The following is a 19,353-nucleotide window of genomic DNA, read 5'->3' on the forward strand; positions in this document are numbered from 1 at the left end:
TATCTTTTGTAACCGTTCCCATAGCATTCAAAATGAGAAAGCAAAACAAATGTTCACAGGATGGAGGAAGCCAATGCATCGATGTCGGCTAAACTGGCTGAGTTTCACGCAAGAGTGAAGTTCACGCCGCAATTCCGCCATCCCATTCGATGCTAAAGTGATAGCATCACGCTAATATCCGGCGTGGATGGTTTATGGTTAATAGTTCATTAATCGAAGTCTTCCTATTGTCGGGCTCTAATCATAATTCATTTCGGTCCGCATATGCGTTTTCTGGTTTCAAAAGCAACAATCGGTTCAGGGAAGACTATGGGCGCGTGTGCCGGTCTCCTTCTTTTGATGTTTGCCTGCGTTTTCCCTGCAAGGGCTCAGGAACAAGTCGATCCAAAACGTGCCGAAACCGTCAAGCAATTGGATGAAGTCACCGGGCAGATCAGTCTGTCTTCCGAACGTGTCGCCTCGCTCGATAAGGAAATAGCTGATCTGAAAAAAGATCAAACAACCATAACGGCCGCGCTCATCCAGTCGGCCAAGACCGAAAAGAAACTCACGGAAGATATTGCCGGAATTGGCGACAAGCTGACCGATCTGCGGGAGCAGGAAGACGGTATAAAATTGTCCTTGAGAGAGCGCCGTGGTGCCCTCGCCGAAGTGCTTGCCGCCCTGCAGCGCATGGGCCTCAATCCCCCGCCGGCTATTCTCGTGCGCCCTGATGATGCACTTGCTTCCGTCAGAAGTGCTGTCCTGCTTGGCGCTGTCGTTCCTGAAATGCGCGAACAGACCGAAGTGCTGATTGCAGACCTTAAGGAATTGACCCGGATCAAGACATCGATTTCAGATGAACAGACCCGGTTGACCGCCGCCATGTCAGGACAGGCCGAAGAAAAGAAACGGCTGGATTTACTGCTTGCCGAAAAGCAGAAGCTGCAGACAACCTCCGAAGAGACCCGTAAGGCGGAACAACAACGGGCGGAAGAATTGGCAAGGAAGGCGACGTCGCTGCGCGATCTCATCGCCTCAATGGAACAGGACATGGAAGAGGCGCGCAAAGCTGCGAGTGCCGCCAACCAGAAGGAAGAGCAGAAACTTGCTGCGAGCAAGGAGCGTGCCGATAATTTTGCTTCCAATCAGGAGCGCCTTTCCGCCAAGGTGAATTTTGCTTCACTCAAGGGCCATCTTTCCATGCCGGGCGCAGGCAAGCTTATCAGGCATTTTGGCGATGATGACGGCTTGGGCGGAATTTTGCAGGGCGACACGCTGGAAACATCCGCCGGAGCAACCATTACGGCGCCTACGGATGCCGTCGTCCTTTATGCCGGCGCATTCCGCTCCTATGGTCAACTCTTGATCCTTGATGCCGGCAATGGCTATCATGTCGTGTTGGCGGGTATGAAGAGAATCAATGTCTCGCAGAATCAATTCGTTTTGGCGGGAGAGCCTGTTGGTGTGATGAACGAGCAACTTGTCGCCAGTACCGGCACCGTTCAGATGGGAAATGGAGCGCCAATGCTTTACATTGAGTTCCGAAAAGATACAAAACCTGTTAATCCCGCTCCCTGGTGGGCGGATAGGCTCGCTGGAAGGACCACAAATGATACGTAGGTTAACGCTTCTCATGGCCGGAGCCCTGTTGGGTGCCACGGCAATGGTCGTTGTGCAGGGTTCGCTGCCCACAACCGCTGCAGAAGCTGCGGGCAACGACACATACAAGCAACTGTCGATCTTCGGTGACATCTTTGAGCGCGTACGCAATCAGTACGTCACCCCGCCGGATGACAAGAAGCTGATTGAAAGCGCCATCAATGGCATGCTGACGTCGCTCGACCCCCATTCATCCTACATGAACGCTGAACAGGCGCAGGACATGCGCGTTCAGACCAAGGGCGAATTTGGCGGTCTTGGTATTGAAGTCACGATGGAAAATGAACTTGTGAAAGTCATTTCCCCCATCGAAGACACACCCGCATCCAAGGCAGGTGTTCTGGCTGGCGATTATATTTCCCAGATTGATGGTACCGATGTTCGTGGACTGAACCTGACCGATGCCGTCGACAAGATGCGCGGCGAGGTCAACACGCCTATTGAACTGACACTTATCCGTCAGGGCGCAGACAAGCCGATCAAACTGACGATCGTTCGGGACGTCGTGAAGGTAAAGGCCGTCAAATATCGCGTCGAGAACGATGTTGGTTATGTCCGCGTCATCTCCTTCACCGAACAGACCTTTGAAGACCTGCAGAAGGCAATCAAGGATATTCAGAGCAAGGTGCCAGAGGACAAGCTCAAGGGCTTTGTACTCGACCTGCGCCTCAATCCGGGCGGCCTTCTGGATCAGGCGGTCGCCGTATCCGACGCCTTCCTGGACAAGGGTGAAGTTGTATCGACCCGTGGCCGCGATCCGCAGGACATCACCCGTTTTGACGCCCGCCCCGGCGATTTGACCAATGGCAAGCCGCTGATCGTTATGATCAATGGCGGTTCAGCCAGCGCGTCTGAAATTGTTGCCGGTGCGCTGCAGGACCATCGCCGTGCAACGGTGCTTGGTACACGTTCCTTCGGCAAGGGTTCCGTGCAGACGATTATCCCGCTGGGTGAGAATGGCGCACTGCGCCTGACGACAGCGCTTTATTATACGCCTGCCGGCAAGTCTATTCAGGGCAAGGGTATTGTCCCGGATATCGCTGTCGATCAGCCATTGCCCGATGAGCTCAAGGGCCGTGCCGAGACGATGAGCGAATCCAGCCTGAAAGGCCACATCAAAGGCGTTCAGGAAGACGCTGAAGGTTCGGGCTCCATTGCCTATGTTCCGCCGGATCCAAAGGATGATCTGCAGTTGATTGAAGCCCTGAAGCTTCTGCGCGGTGAACAGGCCAACGCAGCATTCCCGGCAGACCCGACAAAGGGTGTGCCAAACTAATATGAGAACGGGGACCGGGCACTTTGTCTGGTCCCCATTTTTTAAACAGTGATATTTCCCCTCCTTCTCCCTCCGTCATCGGCCAAAGCGCGTGAATTCCGACATCAACAGGCCGCTGGGACAAAACAGCAAACGGCCTAAAGAGAAATCTGATCGCAAGGCTGGCACTCGCTGGCTGATGCCTTCGGCTGCCGTGCTGGGCATAGGTGCGGTTGCATTGCTGATTTCACTGACAAGCAATCATGGTTTTCGCAATCCACCCCCGGAGCCGAAAAAGCCTGAGATCGTTGAGGCAACGCCGCCACAACCGAAGATCGCATCCGCAGCGACCAAGCCACCGGCAGCAAGCACACGATCGGAAAATGTGCCAACAAGTCCCGGCGGCCCGAAAATAATTGTAGTTGGCGATCCGGCGAGACAATCGCAGAATCCATTGACCGCGCATATTCCTGATCGCGATCTGCTTGAGGAAACAGCCCAAGGCCTTTTGCCGATTACCGCGCCCGATGGTCGAAGGCCGCTTGATATCTATGCCCGGTCCTGGTCTGGCGCGCGCGGTGCACGCGTGGCCATTGTCATAGGCGGGCTTGGCATGTCTCAAACAGGCACACAGCGCGCTATCGGCGTGCTGCCCGCAGAAGTGACGCTGGCCTTTGCCCCCGAAGGCAACAGCCTCACCCGCTGGATGCAAACGGCACGCCAGAATGGCCACGAACTGCTGATGCAGGTTCCGCTGGAGCCATTTGACTATCCGCGCGTCAATCCCGGTCGCAACACATTGACAGTCGATGCGCCTGCGGCCAAGACGCTGGATAATTTGCACAAGACCATGGGCCGTATTACCAATTATACCGGCATTGTGAACTATATGGGCGCCCGCTTTACCGCCGACACCAAGGCGATGACCTCCGTCATGCAGGACGTGGCGAAGCGCGGTCTGCTTTATCTGGATGACGGCAGTTCAGCCCGCAGTCAAGCCGATACAATAGCATCACAGCAGGGAACACCTTTTGCGGCAGCCGACGTGCTGATCGACGGTTCGCAGGATCGGGGCAATATTCTCAAGAAACTGGACGAGCTGGAGCGCATAGCCCGCGCCAAAGGTACAGCCATCGGGACAGGCTCAGCCTTTGACGTTACGGTAGACGCTGTTGCCGCCTGGGCCAATGAAGCCAAAACCCGAGGGATCGAGATTGTGCCGGTTTCCGCCCTTGTCCGGGACCCTGAAAAGGGCTAGGCACCATCATCACCATCTCACGCGCAGTGGAGTAATCTCATGAGCAAGAAACATGGGCCTGTCGACCCCGAGACGCTCCCCTACCGACCTTGCGTTGGCATTATGGTCCTTAATGCAGACAGGCTCGTCTGGGCGGGACATCGCATTGTTATACCCAATGACGAGATGGAAGGTGCAACCCAGCTTTGGCAGATGCCACAGGGCGGCATCGACAAGGGCGAGGATGCCCAGATTGCTGCGCGCCGCGAACTCTACGAGGAAACCGGCATGAAAACCGTTTCCCTGCTCGCTGAAGCACCAGACTGGATCAATTATGATCTGCCGCCAGAACTTGTTGGAATCGCGCTGAAAGGCAAATATCGCGGCCAGACACAGAAATGGTTCGCCTACGCATTTACCGGCGATGAAAGCGAGATCGCGATCAATCCCCCGCCCGGCGGCCACACAGCTGAATTTGATGAATGGGCATGGAAGCCAATGGCACAATTGCCTGATCTCATCGTGCCGTTCAAGCGCCGGGTTTACGAGCAGGTGGTGGCTGCTTTCCAGCATTTGGCGTGAAAGCCAGATTTTTCGTCGCTCGAAATTACTTATTCTTTCACTGGAACGAGTGACTGCCGTTCCGAATAACTAATCCCTTCCGAATTCCAGAAAATCCGCATCGCTTTAGCGAAGATATTCTCAAGTGGAACCGGTCCAAGTCCAAAACGACTGTCGGCTGAATTGTCCCTGTTGTCACCCATCACGAAGTAATGTCCTGCAGGAACATCATAGACCTTTGTATTGTCCCCTACACTTCCATCCATCATGTTCAGGATCGTGTAGGATATCCCATTCGGCAAGGTCTCCCGCTCCAGAGGAACCGGCCGCTTAGCTCCGCCTTCGCCGTAAGGATAGGTACCAATTTTCTCGAGTTTAACCGACTTTGCATTGATGTTGAGAACACCGTCAATCATCTGAACCGTTTCGCCCGGTAAACCGATAACACGCTTAACATAATCAACCCCGTCCATGCGGAATACTACGATATCACCACGCTCTGGAGTTTTTGAGAGAGCGCTTCTCTCTATCGGTAATAATTCCAACGGAGCGCTGTATCGGCTGTACCCATACGCTGATTTTGACGCAAAGAAATGATCGCCGACAACCAATGCAGGCGCCATGCTGCTGCTCGGCATACTGAACGGCTGCAAAATGAAACTGCGAACCACAAGCGCCAAAATCAAGGAACAAGCAATATACACCGGTGTCAGGCTGTAGCCTCTTGAATACCATTTTGGGATGGACTTGGTTGCAAGAATACAAACGCCGACTGCGAGCGCCGCTTTCACTATAATATTCAGGAAAATCGGACTAGGCAGTCCTTTGAGAGAAAACGGCGGGATACCCACATAGCAAACAGCAATTACAGCGCCATATAGTATGATCGCGGCGAGGACAGCCAACCGGCCTCGACCGATCCACAACAAACCAGCGACCGGATCACCCAAGATTGATATGAGGAAAGTAGAAACTGGACCGCGTGGCTTCAACAACGACATAGAGGACCCTCACAACAAAAAGCGGACCAAAGGCCCGCTTTCAATCATTGACGATTGCCTACGATCAATCAAGCAGCCTTGATGGCTTCCTGCAGTGTCGTCAGTTGACCGAGAAGGTCTTCTGCCTTGGCGCGCTGTTCGCGTGTGGTCGCATCTTCGAAGTCTTCGCGGGCGTCTTTGATACGGTTCTGAAGCTCATCAGCCTTTATATCAGTGACGTGTACCGCCGACTCAGCGAGAAGCGTGCAGCCATCGGGCGTCACATCAACAAAACCACCGAACACGACATAGCTGTCGGGCTTGCCGTCAGCCAGTTTCACCGTAACAACGCCCGGCTTCACTGTCGCCATCAGCGGCGCATGATGCGCCATCACTGTCATATAGCCTTCCGTACCCGGAACCACAACTTCGGTGACTTGTTCCGAGAGGAGCAGACGTTCGGGTGACACAAGTTCAAAATGGAAGGCTTCTGCCATGATATTCACTCAATTCCTGCGGTCATTGACCTGATAGAAGGGATGGCCTTGACAAGAAAGGGCGGGCCGAAGCCCGCCATTATGTTTCAGATCAGGCAGCTTCCGCTGCCAGACGCTGTGCCTTTTCGATCGCCTCATCAATAGAGCCGACCATGTAGAATGCTGCTTCCGGCAGGTGATCATAGTCACCGTTGCAAAGGCCCTTGAAGCCCTTGATGGTGTCAGCCAGATCAACCAGCTTGCCCGGCGAACCGGTGAAGATTTCAGCAACGAAGAACGGCTGCGACAGGAAGCGTTCGATCTTACGGGCGCGAGCGACCGTGATCTTGTCTTCTTCCGACAGTTCGTCCATGCCGAGAATGGCAATGATGTCCTGCAGGGACTTGTAGCGCTGCAGGATCGACTGCACCTGACGGGCAATCCCGTAATGTTCTTCGCCAACGATCAGCGGATCGAGCATGCGCGATGTCGAATCGAGCGGGTCCACAGCCGGATAAATACCCTTTTCAGAGATCGCACGGTTGAGGTTCGTCGTCGCATCAAGATGCGCGAAGGATGTTGCAGGCGCCGGATCGGTCAAATCGTCAGCAGGCACGTAAATGGCCTGCACGGATGTGATCGAACCCTTATGCGTCGTGGTGATGCGTTCCTGCATCTGGCCCATGTCGGTTGCCAGCGTTGGCTGATAACCCACAGCGGACGGAATACGTCCAAGCAGAGCGGACAATTCGGAGCCTGCCTGCGTGAAGCGGAAAATATTGTCCACGAAGAACAGAACGTCCTGACCTTCATCACGGAAATGCTCCGCAACTGTCAGACCTGACAGAGCAACACGGGCACGCGCCCCTGGTGGCTCGTTCATCTGGCCGTAAACCAGTGCCGCCTTGGAGCCTTCGCCGCCGCCAGCCTTGTTCACGCCAGACTCGATCATTTCGTGGTAAAGATCGTTGCCTTCACGGGTACGTTCGCCCACACCGGCAAATACCGAGTAACCACCATGCGCCTTGGCAACGTTGTTGATCAATTCCATGATCAGAACTGTCTTGCCAACGCCGGCACCGCCGAAGAGGCCGATCTTACCACCGCGAGCATAAGGCGCGAGCAGATCGATAACCTTGATGCCTGTTACCAGGATCTGGGCTTCTGTCGACTGCTCGACATATTCAGGGGCTGGCTGGTGGATAGCGCGGGTCAGCTTCGCATTGATCGGACCAGCTTCGTCAACCGGCTCGCCGATGACGTTCATGATACGGCCGAGTGTTTCCGGACCAACCGGAACCATGATCGCCGAACCAGTGTCGTAGACAGCCGCGCCGCGAACCAGACCTTCGGTCGAGTCCATGGCGATGGTGCGAACAGTGTTTTCACCCAGGTGCTGCGCAACTTCGAGAACCAGACGATTGCCGAGGTTATCGGTTTCGAGCGCGTTCAGAATTTTAGGCAGATTGCCGCCTTCAAAGTGCACGTCGACAACGGCGCCGATGACCTGGCTGATATGCCCGGCGACACCAGTCGTCTTCACTGCAGTCTTTGGTGTTGCCGATGCCTTGGCGGTCGTTGCTGCTGCGGGAGCGGCAACCTTTGCTTCAGCCTTCGGAGCAGCAGCTTTTGCGGCCGCTGCCTTAGGTGCAACTGCTTTTGCAGCCGCTACCTTGGGTGCAGCTGCCTTGGCGGCTGCGGGTGTTTTCGGGGTCGCTGCTTTTGCCATCGATCCTTACCTTCGCGATTAGAGCGCTTCCGCGCCCGAAATGATTTCAATCAGTTCTTTGGTGATCTGAGCCTGACGCTGACGGTTGTACGACATTGTCAACTTGTTGATCATGTCACCGGCATTGCGGGTTGCGTTGTCCATGGCGGACATGCGCGCACCCTGTTCCGATGCCGCGTTTTCAAGGAGAGCGCGGAAAACCTGGACGGAAATATTGCGCGGGATCAGATCGCCGAGAATGGCGGCCGGATCTGGCTCATATTCATAAACCGCATCGCCTGCTGTTTCCGGTTCAGCATCGCCAATGGCGCTGGCCGGGATCAGCTGCTGTGCAGTTGGAATCTGCGAAATCACCGACTTGAATTCTGAATAGAACAAAGTGGCGACGTCGAATGCACCTTCATTGTAAAGGGCGATGATCTTGTGGCCGATCTGATCGGCGTTAACAAAACCAACCTGCTTTACTTCGCGCAGATCAACATGCTCAATTATCTGCTTGCTAAGATCGCGGCGCAGAATGTCCGCGCCCTTCTTGCCAACAGTGATGATCTTGATCGTCTTGCCATCGGCAAGAAGGCGGCGCGCATGTTCACGTGCCAGACGAACGATCTGCGAGTTGAAACCGCCGCAAAGACCACGCTCCGACGTGCAGACGACGAGCAAATGCACGTCGTCCTTACCGGTTCCGCTCATCAGAATAGGCGCATCGTCACCATCGACATTGGCGGCGATGTTGGCCAGAACTGCGGCCATGCGCTGTGAATAGGGACGCGCGGCTTCCGCAGCTTCCTGCGCACGACGCAGCTTCGCCGCGGCGACCATTTGCATCGCCTTGGTGATTTTCTGCGTCGCCTTTACCGAGGCGATCCGGTTTCTCAGATCCTTTAACGAAGGCATCCGTTCATCCCGTCAGTGGTTTAAGCGAAAGACTTGGCAAAGGCATCAACGGCAGCTTTAAGCTTGCCCTTGATATCGTCGCTCAGCTGCTTTTCTTTGGCAATCGCATCCAGAACATCCTTGCTCTCGGTACGCAGCCATGTGAGTAGGCCCTGCTCAAACTTGCTGACCTGATTGACAGCCAGCTTGTCGAGATAACCGTTCACACCAGCGAAAATGACCGCAACCTGTTCTTCGGTTTTCAGCGGCGAGAACTGCGGCTGCTTCAGAAGTTCAGTGAGGCGTGCACCGCGGTTAAGCAGGCGCTGGGTGGAGGCATCGAGATCGGAACCGAACTGCGCAAAGGCTGCCATTTCGCGGTACTGCGACAGCTCACCCTTGATCGAACCGGCAACCTGCTTCATCGCCTTGATCTGCGCGGCAGAACCAACGCGGGAAACCGACAGACCGACGTTAACAGCCGGACGGATACCCTGATAGAACAGGTTGGTTTCAAGGAAGATCTGACCGTCAGTGATCGAAATCACATTGGTCGGGATGTAAGCCGAAACGTCGTTCGCCTGGGTTTCGATAACCGGCAGAGCGGTCAGGGAACCAGCACCATTCTCATCATTGAGCTTGGCAGAGCGCTCAAGCAGACGGGAATGCAGATAGAAAACGTCGCCGGGATAAGCTTCACGGCCCGGAGGACGACGCAGCAGCAGCGACATCTGACGGTAAGCAACAGCCTGCTTGGACAGATCGTCATAACCGATCAGCGCATGCATGCCGTTGTCGCGGAAATATTCGCCCATGGCGCAACCGGCGAAAGGAGCCAGATACTGCATAGGCGCAGGATCGGAAGCCGTCGCAGCAACAACGATGGAATATTCAAGCGCACCGCGCTCTTCGAGGATCTTGACGAACTGCGCAACTGTCGAACGCTTCTGGCCGATAGCAACGTAAACGCAGTAAAGACGCTCGCTCTCATTGCCAGCATCGTGAGCCGGCTTCTGATTGAGGAACGTGTCGAGAATGATCGCGGTCTTACCGGTCTGACGGTCACCGATGACAAGCTCGCGCTGGCCACGACCAACCGGGATCAGCGCATCGATAGCCTTGAGGCCTGTCGACATTGGCTCATGCACCGACTTGCGGGGGATGATGCCGGGCGCCTTGACGTCAACGCGCGAGCGCTGCTTTGCCTTGATCGGACCCTTGCCGTCGATTGGATTGCCGAGCGCGTCAACAACGCGGCCGAGCAATTCCTTGCCGACCGGAACGTCAACGATAGCGCCTGTGCGCTTGACGATGTCACCTTCCTTGATGTCACGGTCCGAACCGAAAATAACAACACCAACGTTGTCGCTTTCAAGGTTCAGGGCCATGCCACGGGTACCGTCCGGGAACTCGACCATTTCACCAGCCTGAACATTGTCCAGACCATATACACGAGCAATACCGTCACCGACGGATAGAACCTGACCGACTTCGGAGACTTCTGCCTCCTTGCCGAAATTCTTGATTTGCTCTTTCAGGATTGCGGAAATTTCCGCGGCGCGGATGTCCATCAGCCGACCTCTTTCAGTACAAGCTTAAGCGAAGAAAGTTTTGTGCGAAGTGAAGTGTCGATCTGGCGGGACCCCAACTTGACGATGAGACCTCCAAGGATCGACGGATCAACGGTGACATTGATTGTCACGTCCTTGCCGGCGACGCTTTTCAGCGTGGCCTTCAATTCTGTTTGCTGCGCGGCAGTCAAAGCGTGCGCAGAAGTAACATCTGCCGAAACCTCGCCGCGATTTTCCGCAGCGATATTGCGGAAGGCCTGGATCATGGAAGGCACCGCGAACAGACGGCGGTTCTGGGCCACGATACGCAGGAAATTGGCAACGAGGCCACCGATCTTGGCTTTGGCCAGGACGGCTGAAATCGCCTTTTCCTGATCTTCCGCCGAAAAAACCGGGCTCTCGATCAGGCGCTTCAGGTCAGCGCTGCCATTGACGAGCGCCTCGAATTGACCCAGATTCTTTTCTACTTCAGCGACTGATTTTGCTTCCAGCGCGAGGTCGAACAGCGAGCCCGCATAACGCTGGGCAACACCGGATATGAGCGACGAAGTTTCTGCCACGAACGACAAGCTCTCTGCGTTGAAGCCAAAAATCGGGAAACCAAAAGGAATTTTCGGTCAAATCTTTGGCATTATTGATTTTTTATCGCCGCGGAAACAACCTTGAAACTGTCCCCCGACGAGATTTGAATGCCGTCTAGCATAGAGAAGCAGGAGTCGCAACACGCGAATCCGCGAAAACTGGCGTCAGAATTGCCGCAGCAGTGGTTTTATGAATTTGCCACTCAACTATTAGCAGCAAGAACTAGGCGATAAAGCCGAAGGCGAATGCCAATGGGCCTGCCGCCAGTGCCAGTTCAATCAGGACGGAAATCCAGTTGTAAAGCGTATTGCCGCGATCGGACATCATCGAGATCAGGCGGCCAAAAACAGTGAAGCCCCAGGACGTGCCAAGCGCGATCCACAGGAAGGGCTGTGCAAAGATAAGTGCGCAAATTCCCAGCCCCAGATAGAAACCCGCCATGGTGGCGCGCGCTTCGGACAAGGCTTCAGGATGGGCAGGCACGGTTTGCAGGCGCAAAATCCTGAAAGCGATGCGCGGCGCAAAAAACATGATCAGACCAAAGACAACGGTGACTGCGGCAGAACTCCAGGCGATCCACTCGCCTTGACTGGCTGGCCAATACAATTCCATCATTCTTCCGTCCTCATCGCGTTAACCATTTCCGCTGTTTGCTTATAGAAAGCTTTGCGGGTCGATATCAATCTGCACGCGCACTGATCCACGCTCTTTTGGTCCGGCGCTCAATATCGCGCGAATGAAGTTCTGGATATCGGCCTTGCGGGTTCCGTGAATCAAAAGCCGAAAGCGATGCCGCCCGCGGATGAGAGCCAGCGGCGCCTCGGCTGGACCAAGCACGTTGATTTCAGGTGAGTGCGGCGCGGCGCGGCGCAATGCCCGCGCGTGGTTTTCCGCTTCTGCCCGTGTCCCTGCCGAAATGATAAGCGCGCCCAATCTCCCATAGGGTGGCAGGCCCGATCTTTCACGCTCTTCTATTTCCCGCGTATAGAACGCTTCCGCATCACCGGAAATGATCGCCCGCATGACCGGATGGTCGGGCTGATAGGTCTGCAACAGCCCAAGGCTCTTTTTGCCCGTACGACCGGCGCGGCCTGTCACTTGGCTCAGCAACTGGAACGTGCGCTCCGCAGCGCGGGGGTCACCATTGGCGAGACCCAGATCCGCATCGACAACGCCAACCAGTGTCATATTGGGGAAATTGTGCCCCTTGGCGACAAGCTGCGTGCCAATGACAATATCCGCCTCGCCGCGTGCAATCGCATCAAGTTCCAGCCGCAGACGTTTTACCCCCATCAAATCCGAAGACAGGACGATAATCCGCGCATCGGGAAAGGTCTTTTCAGCCTCCTCGGCTATGCGTTCGACACCCGGTCCGCAGGCAACCAGATGATCCAACGTTCCGCAGGACGGGCAAGCCTCCGGCCGAGGCTCGTGATGGCCGCATTGATGACAGACGAGTTGACCGCGAAACCGGTGCTCGACCAGCCAGCTTGAACAGCATGGACATTGAAAACGATGCCCGCATACCCGGCATAGCGTCAACGGAGCATAACCCCGGCGGTTGAGAAACAGCAGCGACTGTTCCTTGCGTTGCAGCGTCTGGTTCATTGCCTCAACAAGTGCAGGAGACAGGAACCCGCCCGGACGCGGCGGCGACCGGCGCATATCGATAGCCTTGAGGTCCGGCATCGCCGCTTCCGCATAACGTCCGGTCAGGCGAATGCGGGTGTAGCGGCCTTGCAATGCATTGACCTGGCTTTCAACGGACGGCGTTGCCGAGGCCAGAATAACCGGAAAACTGCCAATATGCCCGCGAACCACCGCCATATCACGCGCATTATAGAAAACACGGTCTTCCTGCTTGTAGGCGGGATCGTGCTCTTCATCGACAACGATAAGACCAATATCCTGAAATGGCAGGAAAAGCGCCGAGCGGGCACCTGCAACAACGCGCACCTGACCTTCCATCACCTGCCGCCAGACGCGCTCACGCGTTTTTGGGGCAAGGTCGGAATGCCATTCCGCCGGTTTCGAACCGAACCGGTCATGAAAGCGCTCCAGAAACTGCTGCGTCAGCGCGATTTCGGGAAGAAGGATGAGCACCTGCTTGCCCTGCTCGATCGCCTTGGCCACCGCTTCAAAATAGACTTCCGTCTTGCCCGAACCCGTTACCCCATCCAGCAGGGAAACGGAGAAACCACCCGTCGAAACCGCATCCACCAATTGCTTTGCCGCATCGAACTGATCGCTAGAGAGTTCGGCGGGCGCATAATCAGGATCAGGCGGCGCAACGACGGGACGCGCCGGAATCATGACTTCTTCAAACACGCCCTGTGCTGAAAGCCCGTCAATTACCGTTGCCGAAACCCCCGCCGCATGGGCAAGGCCAGTGCGTGTCCACGCAAGGCCGTCACCCGCCAACTCAAGCACGCGTAAGCGCGCACCGGTCATCCGTTCAGGCTGCTGGCCAGAAAAACGCAAGCCCGGCACCGGTGGCTCCGGATCAAAGGCAGCGGGAACCCGCAGAACCATCCGCGCCACCATACCTGGCGGCGAAATCGTATAATCGGCAGCCCAGCGCATGAAGCGCATCATGTCATTATCAACGGGCGGGCAATCGAAAAGCTCGGAAATTGGCCTGAGCTTTTTCGCATCAATCGAATCGGTCGAGCCTTCGGTCACAATGCCCGCAACCTCGCGCGGACCCAAAGGAACACGAACAATTGAGCCCGCTTGGACTTCCATTCCATCAGGCACGGCATAGCTATAGGGCTTCGCTGCCGGCATGGGCACGAGCACTGGAACTATTTTTTGCACGGAAGGCGAATCTTGCGTCATAACCTCGTGACCTTGGCGCGGCTTTCAGTTAAAGAAAAGCCACTTTTCCGGGACACCATCCCTTTAGCCCCATTTAAGGAGGACTGCTCCAATGAAATTTTTCGTTGATACTGCCGATGTGAAAGATATCCGTGAACTGAACGATCTTGGGCTGCTTGACGGCGTAACCACCAACCCGTCGCTGATCCTGAAATCCGGCCGCAGTATCCTGGAAGTCACCAAAGAGATTTGCAGCATTGTTGATGGCCCCGTTTCGGCTGAAGTTGCCGCGACCGAATACGAACAGATGATGAAAGAAGCAGCAGTTCTTTCGAAGATCGCCAAGAACATCTGCATCAAGGTTCCCCTGACCCTCGACGGTTTGAAGGCTTGTAAGGCACTCACGTCAGATGGCCACATGGTCAACGTGACGCTCTGCTTCTCTGCGACACAGGCGCTGCTTGCTGCCAAGGCTGGCGCGACATTCATCTCGCCATTCATTGGCCGTATCGATGACATGGGCATCAACGGCATGGACCTGATCGCAGAAATCCGCACGATCTATGACAATTACGATTACAAGACCGAAATCCTTGCCGCTTCGATCCGCACGGTCAACCACGTCAAGGAAGCTGCTCTGATCGGCGCTGACGTTGCCACAATCCCACCGGCAACGCTCAAGTCGCTCGTCAAGCATCCGCTGACAGACAAGGGTCTTGAAACCTTCCTCGCCGATTGGGCGAAGACCGGTCAGAAGATCGCCTGATTCGACGAAATTTCGTTAGAAAATCGCCCGTCGGTTCAAAACCGGCGGGTTTTTTGTTTCTGCGAGAGGATTAGCTCTTACAACAGATCAGAATGGTGGCGCTCTGCCACATCAGGATGCGAACGCAGACGCCCCTTGAGATAGTTGCGCCCGACTTCCCGGAACAGAGGATTATCAGGGTCCGCATCGGCCCCACCCGCTTCCTGCGCAAGATCATCAGGCAGCTTCAAAAGCGGCACATTCGCATTGAGATCCGCGCCAAAGAAGAACGCCACTGACAACCTATCCTTACCGGATGGCGGCGTGACAACCCGGTGCACGGTCGCCTTCAGATAACCATTTGAGGCAAGCTCAAGAATTTCACCAATATTGATAACGAACGTGCCGGGAACCGGCGTCGCATCAATCCAGCCGCCATCCTTCTCCACCTGCAAACCACCCTGCACATCCTGCAGGAGCAACGTTAGAAAACCACTATCCTTATGCGCCCCGACGCCCTGATCGCTGCCTGTGGCATCGCGACCGGGATAACGGATGATTTTCAGGTGCTGGTTCGGCGCTTTTTCATAGATGGGTTTGAACACATCCTGATCCTGACCTAGCGCCGTGGCAAATGCCTGTAGCAGTTCGATGGCGACGCGCGTCAACTCGCTCTGCCATTCCAGCACAATGGATTTCAGATCAGGCAGTGCATCAGTCCATTGATTGGGACCCTGCAACCGTGACCATGGAGGCGTTGTTGCGTCCTGTTTGACGATTACGCGCTCCGCACCCACGTCAAACTGTTCGCGCCAGTCGGCTTGCCCCTTGGTCCGCTCCCAACCTGCACGGGTATAGCCGCGAAAATGCGGGGAATTGACCATTTCAACCGCAATCTTATCCGCCTCGGGCAAGGCAAAGAATCGCTTGGAAATAGCAACGATGTCCCGTTGCAACTGCTCGGAAACGCCGTGACCGCTCAGATAAAAGAAGCCGTAGGTTCGTGCGGCATGCCGCAAATCCTCAAAGAAATCTTCCCGTTGCTCAGAATCGCGATAACGGCGGAAATCAAGTGTAGGCAGGCTATCGGTTTTGGGCAGGGCGCTCATGATCAGGGTCTCCGCATGCGGCTGAATTGTCTATCGCAAACCGCTCGACTTCAAGGCGCTTTTTGCTTGTAAAGCTGATCCAAAATCTGTCGTTCAAAGAATGCAAGTTCCGGCGATGCATGGCGGCGCGGTCGTTCTACCGGGATCGCCAGATCAAGCGCAATGCGGCCACTGTCAATCACAACAACACGATCTGCCAAAGAAACCGCTTCCGCCACATCATGCGTGACCAGAACTGCCGTAAACTTCTTGCTCAGCCAGATACGTTCGAGCAATTGCTGCATCTCGATCCGCGTTAGCGCATCAAGCGCGCCGAGCGGTTCATCCAGCGCGAGAATGCTGGGATGCCCCACCAGAGCACGGGCAAGCGCCACGCGCTGACGCTGACCACCTGATAGCACAGAAGGCCATTCCTCACTGCGATCAGCCAATCCTACCTCTGCAAGAATATCGAGGCTCTTCTGACGAACCTCTCTTCCTTTGGCAATACCGGTCAGCCCGACATCCACATTGGCACCGACCCGCGCCCATGGCAGCAGCCTTGGCTCCTGAAACATGATGCGGGTGCGCTTCTGGTCCTTCGTTTCGGCGCCATGCACAAGTTCGCCCGATGTCGGCTTATCAAGACCTGCCAGAAGCCGCAGCAAGGTGCTCTTGCCGCAACCGCTCTTGCCGATAATGGCAACGAACTGACCGTCATGAACATCGAGATCAATACCCTGCAGTACAGTCTTATCGCCGAACTGTTTGGTAACGTTACGGAACGAAAAGGCGAGCTTGCGCTCCCGTGACGGCACGGTCACGCGCGCCGTGGTATCGGCAAAAGATCGGAGGGCAGTAATGGTGGCTGCGGTCATCGTCATTCCTCACGCGTTTTGAAAGGCGGGATGCCATTGCAGGGAAAGCCGCTCAAGATAACGTGCCAATGCATCGGCGAGTTTCCCGAGAAGCGCGTAGATCAGGATCGACAGGACAACCACATCGATGAGCAGGAATTCCCGTGCCTGCATCGCCATATAGCCAAGGCCTGACGATGCCGAGATGGTTTCCGCAACGATCAGTGTCAGCCACATGATCCCGAGCGCATAGCGCAGTCCGACAAAGATGGAGGGCAAGGCGCCCGGAAGAATAACCCGCACAAACAGTTGCGAGCGCGACATGCCGTATATGCGACCCATTTCGACCAGTTGCGGATCAACACCCTGAATGCCGAGCAGCGTGTTGATATAGATCGGAAAGAACACACCAAGCGCGACCAGAAACAGCTTTGCTTCCTCATCAATACCAAACCACAAAATGACCAGTGGAATGAGCGCAAGATGCGGAATATTGCGGATCATCTGGATGGTGGTATCGGTCAGCCCCCGGCTGAGCGCCGAAAGACCATTGGCAAGACCGAGGCCAAAGCCGATAGCGCCGCCAACAACAAAGCCGCTAAGGGCACGCAGGGTCGATATGCGGATATTCTCAAGGAGTTCGCCAGAGAGAAGCAGCTTCCAGAATGCACTGCCAACCGCTGAGGGCGCAGGCAGGACATTGGCCGAGATAAGACCGGCGCGGGATGCGATTTCCCAACCAACCAGCAACAGGGCTGGCAAAAGCCAGCCTATAGCGCTGCGGCCGATGGATTGCAGCGCCCTGCTCATGAGGAGGCCTGCAATCGTTTTTCCCCGTGGAAACCAACGGCAAATTCATTGGCGATGTTTTGATGCAGTGTGCTTTTCCGGCCACCCAATCCCAGCTTCGGGAATAGCAGCTCTGCCACGCGGTAAGCCTCTTCCAGATGCGGATAACCGGAACCGATGATCGTATCGATACCCACATCCTGATATTCGCGGATACGCGCAGCAATGCTTTCCGGGCTCCCGACCAAAGCCGTACCAGCGCCGCCGCGCACCAACCCGACACCGGCCCACAGGTTAGGCCCGACAAGCAGCTTGTCACGGCGGCCGCCGTGCAGTTCCGCCATGCGGCGCTGGCCAACGGAATCCATCTCTTTTAGAAAACGTTGCTGTGCAATCTCGATCTGGGAATCGGTCACACGGCTGATCAGCCTGTCTGCCGCAGCCCATGCCTCGTCTTCGGTCTCGCGAACGATGAAATGCAGCCGGATACCGAACCGCAGCTTGCGACCTTTCAGCGCCGCCTTCTTGCGGGCTCGCCCGATCTTCTCGGCGACCTGAGCGACAGGCTCGCCCCAGGTCAAATACATATCCACCTGTTCAGCCGCCAAATCCTGACCGGCATCGGACGAACCACCAAAGTAGAGCGGCGGCGGGGTCTGCACCGGCAACAGGTCCAGCCGCCCACCCTGAACCCGGTAGTGTTTGCCTTCGAAATTGACAGTCTCGCCAGTGACCAGCCCCTGCCAGATTTTCAGGAACTCGGCAGCCTGTTCATACCGCTGGTCATGCGGCAGGAAAACGCCGTCACCAGCCAGTTCCGTCGGGTTGCCACCAACGACCACATTGAGCAGCAGACGGCCATTGCTGAGCCGGTCGAGCGCCGCAGTCTGACGGGCAGCAAACACCGGCGAGACGATGCCCGGACGCAATGCCACTAAAAATTTCAGTCGCTCCGTATGGGCGGCAAGGCCCGTCGCGGTGATCCACGAATCTTCGCAACTCTGGCCGGTCGGTAGCAGCACGCCGGGAAAGCCCAGCCGATCCACGGCCTGCGCAATTTCTTTGAAATACGCGAACTCCGGCGGGCGCTGCTGGGTCTCCGAACCAAGATAGGTTCCATCCCCATGGGTGGGAATAAACCAGAAGAAATCGAGCGGGGCTTGCGAGGTGTTTGCTGGCTGCGTCATGACGTGTTTCCAATTATTCCGTTCAGTTACCGGGTGCCGTCCAAACGGCATCTGAAATCTTGATGGCGTTGGGGATCAGCTTCAGCTTGAAGAACCGGTCTGCTGTTTCCTGTTGATGCGCGACGATCTCTGGAGTGATCGGGAATATGCCGAACACGGTACGGTTCGCGGCAATCGTCTGCGCATCAAGCGGAACGCCCGTGACGGCGTGAAGCGCTGCCGCCACCTTGTCCTTGTTGCCTTCAGCCCAACTTGCCGCTTCCTTCAACGCGCCGATGGTTGTCGTTACGACATCAGGATGTGCCGCTGCAAAATCGCGATTGGCCAGAAAGTAGGTGTTGACGTTGAGCACATCGCTGGACCGCGCCAGAATGCGCGGCTGATAGCGCGTCTCGGCAATGGCAAAGAACGGGTCCCACACAGCCCATGCATCGATCTTGTCACTGGCAAAAGCAGCAGCGGCATCGGCGGGGCTTAGGTAAACTGGAGTGATTTCATCGTAACCGATATTGGCCTTCTCCAGCGCTGCGACGAGCAGATTGTGCGCACTGGTTCCTTTGCCGACGCCAATCTTTTTGCCTTTCAGATCAGCGAGCGACTGGATGGAAGAATTGGGTTTGACGAAGATCGCCTCGCCTTTACCGTTGGATGGCAGCGCCGCGACATAGACAATCGCCGAACCTGCCGATTGTCCGAAGATCGGCGGCGCATCGCCAACCCATCCTACATTGATACTGCCGACATTCAGTGCTTCAACCAGTGGCGGACCGGCAGAGAACTCAACCCATTTGACCTTGATGCCCTTGGGCTCCAGAGCCTTTTCGACGACTTTCTGCTGCTGGGCGATAACGGGCAGGCTCGTTTTCTGGAAACCGATTTTATATTCCTGCAGCGGTTCAGCGGCATAGGAAGCCGTTGCCGCCATGGCTGTCGCCGCAAGCATAAGGGCACCGAATAGTCTG

The 19,353-nt window shown here is 55.8% G+C and carries 18 protein-coding genes; 5 read left to right on the forward strand and 13 right to left on the reverse strand.

Annotated elements, in window-relative coordinates; translation table 11 throughout:
- The first annotated feature begins 309 nt into the window (after positions 1 to 309).
- From AB4Y96_RS02745 to AB4Y96_RS02760, 4 genes are all read left to right on the forward strand, one after another.
- Positions 310 to 1,602: a murein hydrolase activator EnvC family protein gene (locus AB4Y96_RS02745; RefSeq protein WP_244518249.1), complete on the forward strand. Its 1,293-nt coding sequence runs from the start codon at positions 310 to 312 to the stop codon at positions 1,600 to 1,602.
- Positions 1,592 to 2,917 carry a S41 family peptidase gene (locus AB4Y96_RS02750; RefSeq protein ID WP_091879618.1) on the forward strand — a complete coding sequence of 442 codons (1,326 nt, stop codon included), beginning with the start codon at positions 1,592 to 1,594 and terminating at the stop codon, positions 2,915 to 2,917. The genes AB4Y96_RS02745 and AB4Y96_RS02750 overlap by 11 nt, the downstream gene beginning before the upstream one ends.
- A 91-nt stretch (positions 2,918 to 3,008) precedes the next feature.
- A complete protein-coding gene (locus tag AB4Y96_RS02755) occupies positions 3,009 to 4,154 on the forward strand; it encodes a divergent polysaccharide deacetylase family protein (protein ID WP_441915504.1) in 1,146 nt (381 codons plus the stop codon).
- Between the two features lie 39 nt (positions 4,155 to 4,193).
- Positions 4,194 to 4,715, forward strand: a complete 522-nt coding sequence (locus AB4Y96_RS02760; protein WP_441915505.1) for an RNA pyrophosphohydrolase — start codon at positions 4,194 to 4,196, stop codon at positions 4,713 to 4,715.
- Positions 4,716 to 4,744: 29 nt separating this feature from the next.
- On the opposite strand, the gene lepB is transcribed toward AB4Y96_RS02760, so the two are convergent.
- The 8 genes from lepB to AB4Y96_RS02800 all read right to left on the reverse strand — a co-directional run bounded on the left by lepB (position 4,745) and on the right by AB4Y96_RS02800 (position 13,746).
- On the reverse strand, positions 4,745 to 5,695 hold the full coding sequence (gene lepB / locus AB4Y96_RS02765) for a signal peptidase I (RefSeq protein WP_441915506.1): 951 nt from the start codon (positions 5,693 to 5,695) through the stop codon (positions 4,745 to 4,747).
- 68 nt (positions 5,696 to 5,763) lie between these two features.
- The gene (locus tag AB4Y96_RS02770; RefSeq protein ID WP_441915508.1) at positions 5,764 to 6,171 is read right to left on the reverse strand and encodes a F0F1 ATP synthase subunit epsilon; all 408 of its coding nucleotides are present in this window, start codon (positions 6,169 to 6,171) and stop codon (positions 5,764 to 5,766) included.
- Positions 6,172 to 6,262: 91 nt separating this feature from the next.
- Complete coding sequence (atpD, locus tag AB4Y96_RS02775) at positions 6,263 to 7,879, reverse strand: F0F1 ATP synthase subunit beta (RefSeq protein ID WP_441915509.1); 1,617 nt, start codon at positions 7,877 to 7,879, stop codon at positions 6,263 to 6,265.
- Between the two features lie 18 nt (positions 7,880 to 7,897).
- Positions 7,898 to 8,776 (reverse strand): F0F1 ATP synthase subunit gamma, encoded by an 879-nt coding sequence (locus AB4Y96_RS02780; RefSeq protein WP_091879612.1) that lies wholly within the window; start codon positions 8,774 to 8,776, stop codon positions 7,898 to 7,900.
- A gap of 20 nt (positions 8,777 to 8,796) precedes the next feature.
- Positions 8,797 to 10,326, reverse strand: coding sequence for a F0F1 ATP synthase subunit alpha (atpA, locus tag AB4Y96_RS02785; RefSeq protein ID WP_091879611.1), 1,530 nt, complete (start codon positions 10,324 to 10,326; stop codon positions 8,797 to 8,799).
- On the reverse strand, positions 10,326 to 10,886 hold the full coding sequence (locus AB4Y96_RS02790) for a F0F1 ATP synthase subunit delta (protein WP_441915512.1): 561 nt from the start codon (positions 10,884 to 10,886) through the stop codon (positions 10,326 to 10,328). The genes atpA and AB4Y96_RS02790 overlap by 1 nt, the downstream gene beginning before the upstream one ends.
- Before the next feature lie 244 nt (positions 10,887 to 11,130).
- A complete protein-coding gene (locus tag AB4Y96_RS02795) occupies positions 11,131 to 11,520 on the reverse strand; it encodes an AGROH133_08824 family phage infection protein (RefSeq protein ID WP_441915675.1) in 390 nt (129 codons plus the stop codon).
- A 42-nt stretch (positions 11,521 to 11,562) separates the two neighbouring features.
- On the reverse strand, positions 11,563 to 13,746 hold the full coding sequence (locus AB4Y96_RS02800) for a primosomal protein N' (RefSeq protein WP_441915513.1): 2,184 nt from the start codon (positions 13,744 to 13,746) through the stop codon (positions 11,563 to 11,565).
- Between the two features lie 91 nt (positions 13,747 to 13,837).
- On the opposite strand from AB4Y96_RS02800, the gene fsa reads away from it, so the two are divergent.
- The gene (gene fsa / locus AB4Y96_RS02805; protein ID WP_091879606.1) at positions 13,838 to 14,491 is read left to right on the forward strand and encodes a fructose-6-phosphate aldolase; all 654 of its coding nucleotides are present in this window, start codon (positions 13,838 to 13,840) and stop codon (positions 14,489 to 14,491) included.
- Between the two features lie 77 nt (positions 14,492 to 14,568).
- Here the strand turns inward: fsa and AB4Y96_RS02810 are convergent, their stop codons facing one another.
- Genes AB4Y96_RS02810 through AB4Y96_RS02830 form a run of 5 tightly spaced genes read right to left on the reverse strand, consistent with a single transcriptional unit; the run spans position 14,569 to position 19,334 of the window.
- Positions 14,569 to 15,579: an isopenicillin N synthase family dioxygenase gene (locus tag AB4Y96_RS02810; RefSeq protein ID WP_091879605.1), complete on the reverse strand. Its 1,011-nt coding sequence runs from the start codon at positions 15,577 to 15,579 to the stop codon at positions 14,569 to 14,571.
- Positions 15,580 to 15,629: 50 nt separating this feature from the next.
- Entirely contained in the window at positions 15,630 to 16,436 is an 807-nt protein-coding gene (locus tag AB4Y96_RS02815; RefSeq protein ID WP_441915515.1) for an ATP-binding cassette domain-containing protein, read from the reverse strand.
- A gap of 9 nt (positions 16,437 to 16,445) precedes the next feature.
- On the reverse strand, positions 16,446 to 17,225 hold the full coding sequence (locus tag AB4Y96_RS02820) for an ABC transporter permease subunit (RefSeq protein WP_091879601.1): 780 nt from the start codon (positions 17,223 to 17,225) through the stop codon (positions 16,446 to 16,448).
- Positions 17,222 to 18,391 carry an FMNH2-dependent alkanesulfonate monooxygenase gene (ssuD, locus tag AB4Y96_RS02825; protein WP_441915517.1) on the reverse strand — a complete coding sequence of 390 codons (1,170 nt, stop codon included), beginning with the start codon at positions 18,389 to 18,391 and terminating at the stop codon, positions 17,222 to 17,224. The genes AB4Y96_RS02820 and ssuD overlap by 4 nt, the downstream gene beginning before the upstream one ends.
- Before the next feature lie 22 nt (positions 18,392 to 18,413).
- On the reverse strand, positions 18,414 to 19,334 hold the full coding sequence (locus AB4Y96_RS02830) for an aliphatic sulfonate ABC transporter substrate-binding protein (protein ID WP_441915677.1): 921 nt from the start codon (positions 19,332 to 19,334) through the stop codon (positions 18,414 to 18,416).
- Between the last annotated feature and the right edge of the window lie 19 nt (positions 19,335 to 19,353).

The organism is Phyllobacterium sp. TAF24 (genome assembly GCF_052113785.1).
GTDB lineage: Bacteria > Pseudomonadota > Alphaproteobacteria > Rhizobiales > Rhizobiaceae > Phyllobacterium.

Bases quoted from the DNA above. Each gene is read 5' to 3' on its own strand.
- AB4Y96_RS02745 (WP_244518249.1), top strand. From the start codon at position 310: ATGGGCGCGTGTGCCGGTCTCCTTCTTTTGATGTTTGCCTGCGTTTTC.
- AB4Y96_RS02750 (WP_091879618.1), top strand. From the start codon at position 1,592: ATGATACGTAGGTTAACGCTTCTCATGGCCGGAGCCCTGTTGGGTGCC.
- AB4Y96_RS02760 (WP_441915505.1), top strand. From the start codon at position 4,194: ATGAGCAAGAAACATGGGCCTGTCGACCCCGAGACGCTCCCCTACCGA.
- lepB (WP_441915506.1), bottom strand. From the start codon at position 5,695: ATGTCGTTGTTGAAGCCACGCGGTCCAGTTTCTACTTTCCTCATATCA.
- AB4Y96_RS02770 (WP_441915508.1), bottom strand. From the start codon at position 6,171: ATGGCAGAAGCCTTCCATTTTGAACTTGTGTCACCCGAACGTCTGCTC.
- atpD (WP_441915509.1), bottom strand. From the start codon at position 7,879: ATGGCAAAAGCAGCGACCCCGAAAACACCCGCAGCCGCCAAGGCAGCT.
- AB4Y96_RS02780 (WP_091879612.1), bottom strand. From the start codon at position 8,776: ATGCCTTCGTTAAAGGATCTGAGAAACCGGATCGCCTCGGTAAAGGCG.
- atpA (WP_091879611.1), bottom strand. From the start codon at position 10,326: ATGGACATCCGCGCCGCGGAAATTTCCGCAATCCTGAAAGAGCAAATC.
- AB4Y96_RS02795 (WP_441915675.1), bottom strand. From the start codon at position 11,520: ATGGAATTGTATTGGCCAGCCAGTCAAGGCGAGTGGATCGCCTGGAGT.
- AB4Y96_RS02800 (WP_441915513.1), bottom strand. From the start codon at position 13,746: ATGACGCAAGATTCGCCTTCCGTGCAAAAAATAGTTCCAGTGCTCGTG.
- fsa (WP_091879606.1), top strand. From the start codon at position 13,838: ATGAAATTTTTCGTTGATACTGCCGATGTGAAAGATATCCGTGAACTG.
- AB4Y96_RS02810 (WP_091879605.1), bottom strand. From the start codon at position 15,579: ATGAGCGCCCTGCCCAAAACCGATAGCCTGCCTACACTTGATTTCCGC.
- AB4Y96_RS02815 (WP_441915515.1), bottom strand. From the start codon at position 16,436: ATGACCGCAGCCACCATTACTGCCCTCCGATCTTTTGCCGATACCACG.
- AB4Y96_RS02820 (WP_091879601.1), bottom strand. From the start codon at position 17,225: ATGAGCAGGGCGCTGCAATCCATCGGCCGCAGCGCTATAGGCTGGCTT.
- ssuD (WP_441915517.1), bottom strand. From the start codon at position 18,391: ATGACGCAGCCAGCAAACACCTCGCAAGCCCCGCTCGATTTCTTCTGG.
- AB4Y96_RS02830 (WP_441915677.1), bottom strand. From the start codon at position 19,334: ATGCTTGCGGCGACAGCCATGGCGGCAACGGCTTCCTATGCCGCTGAA.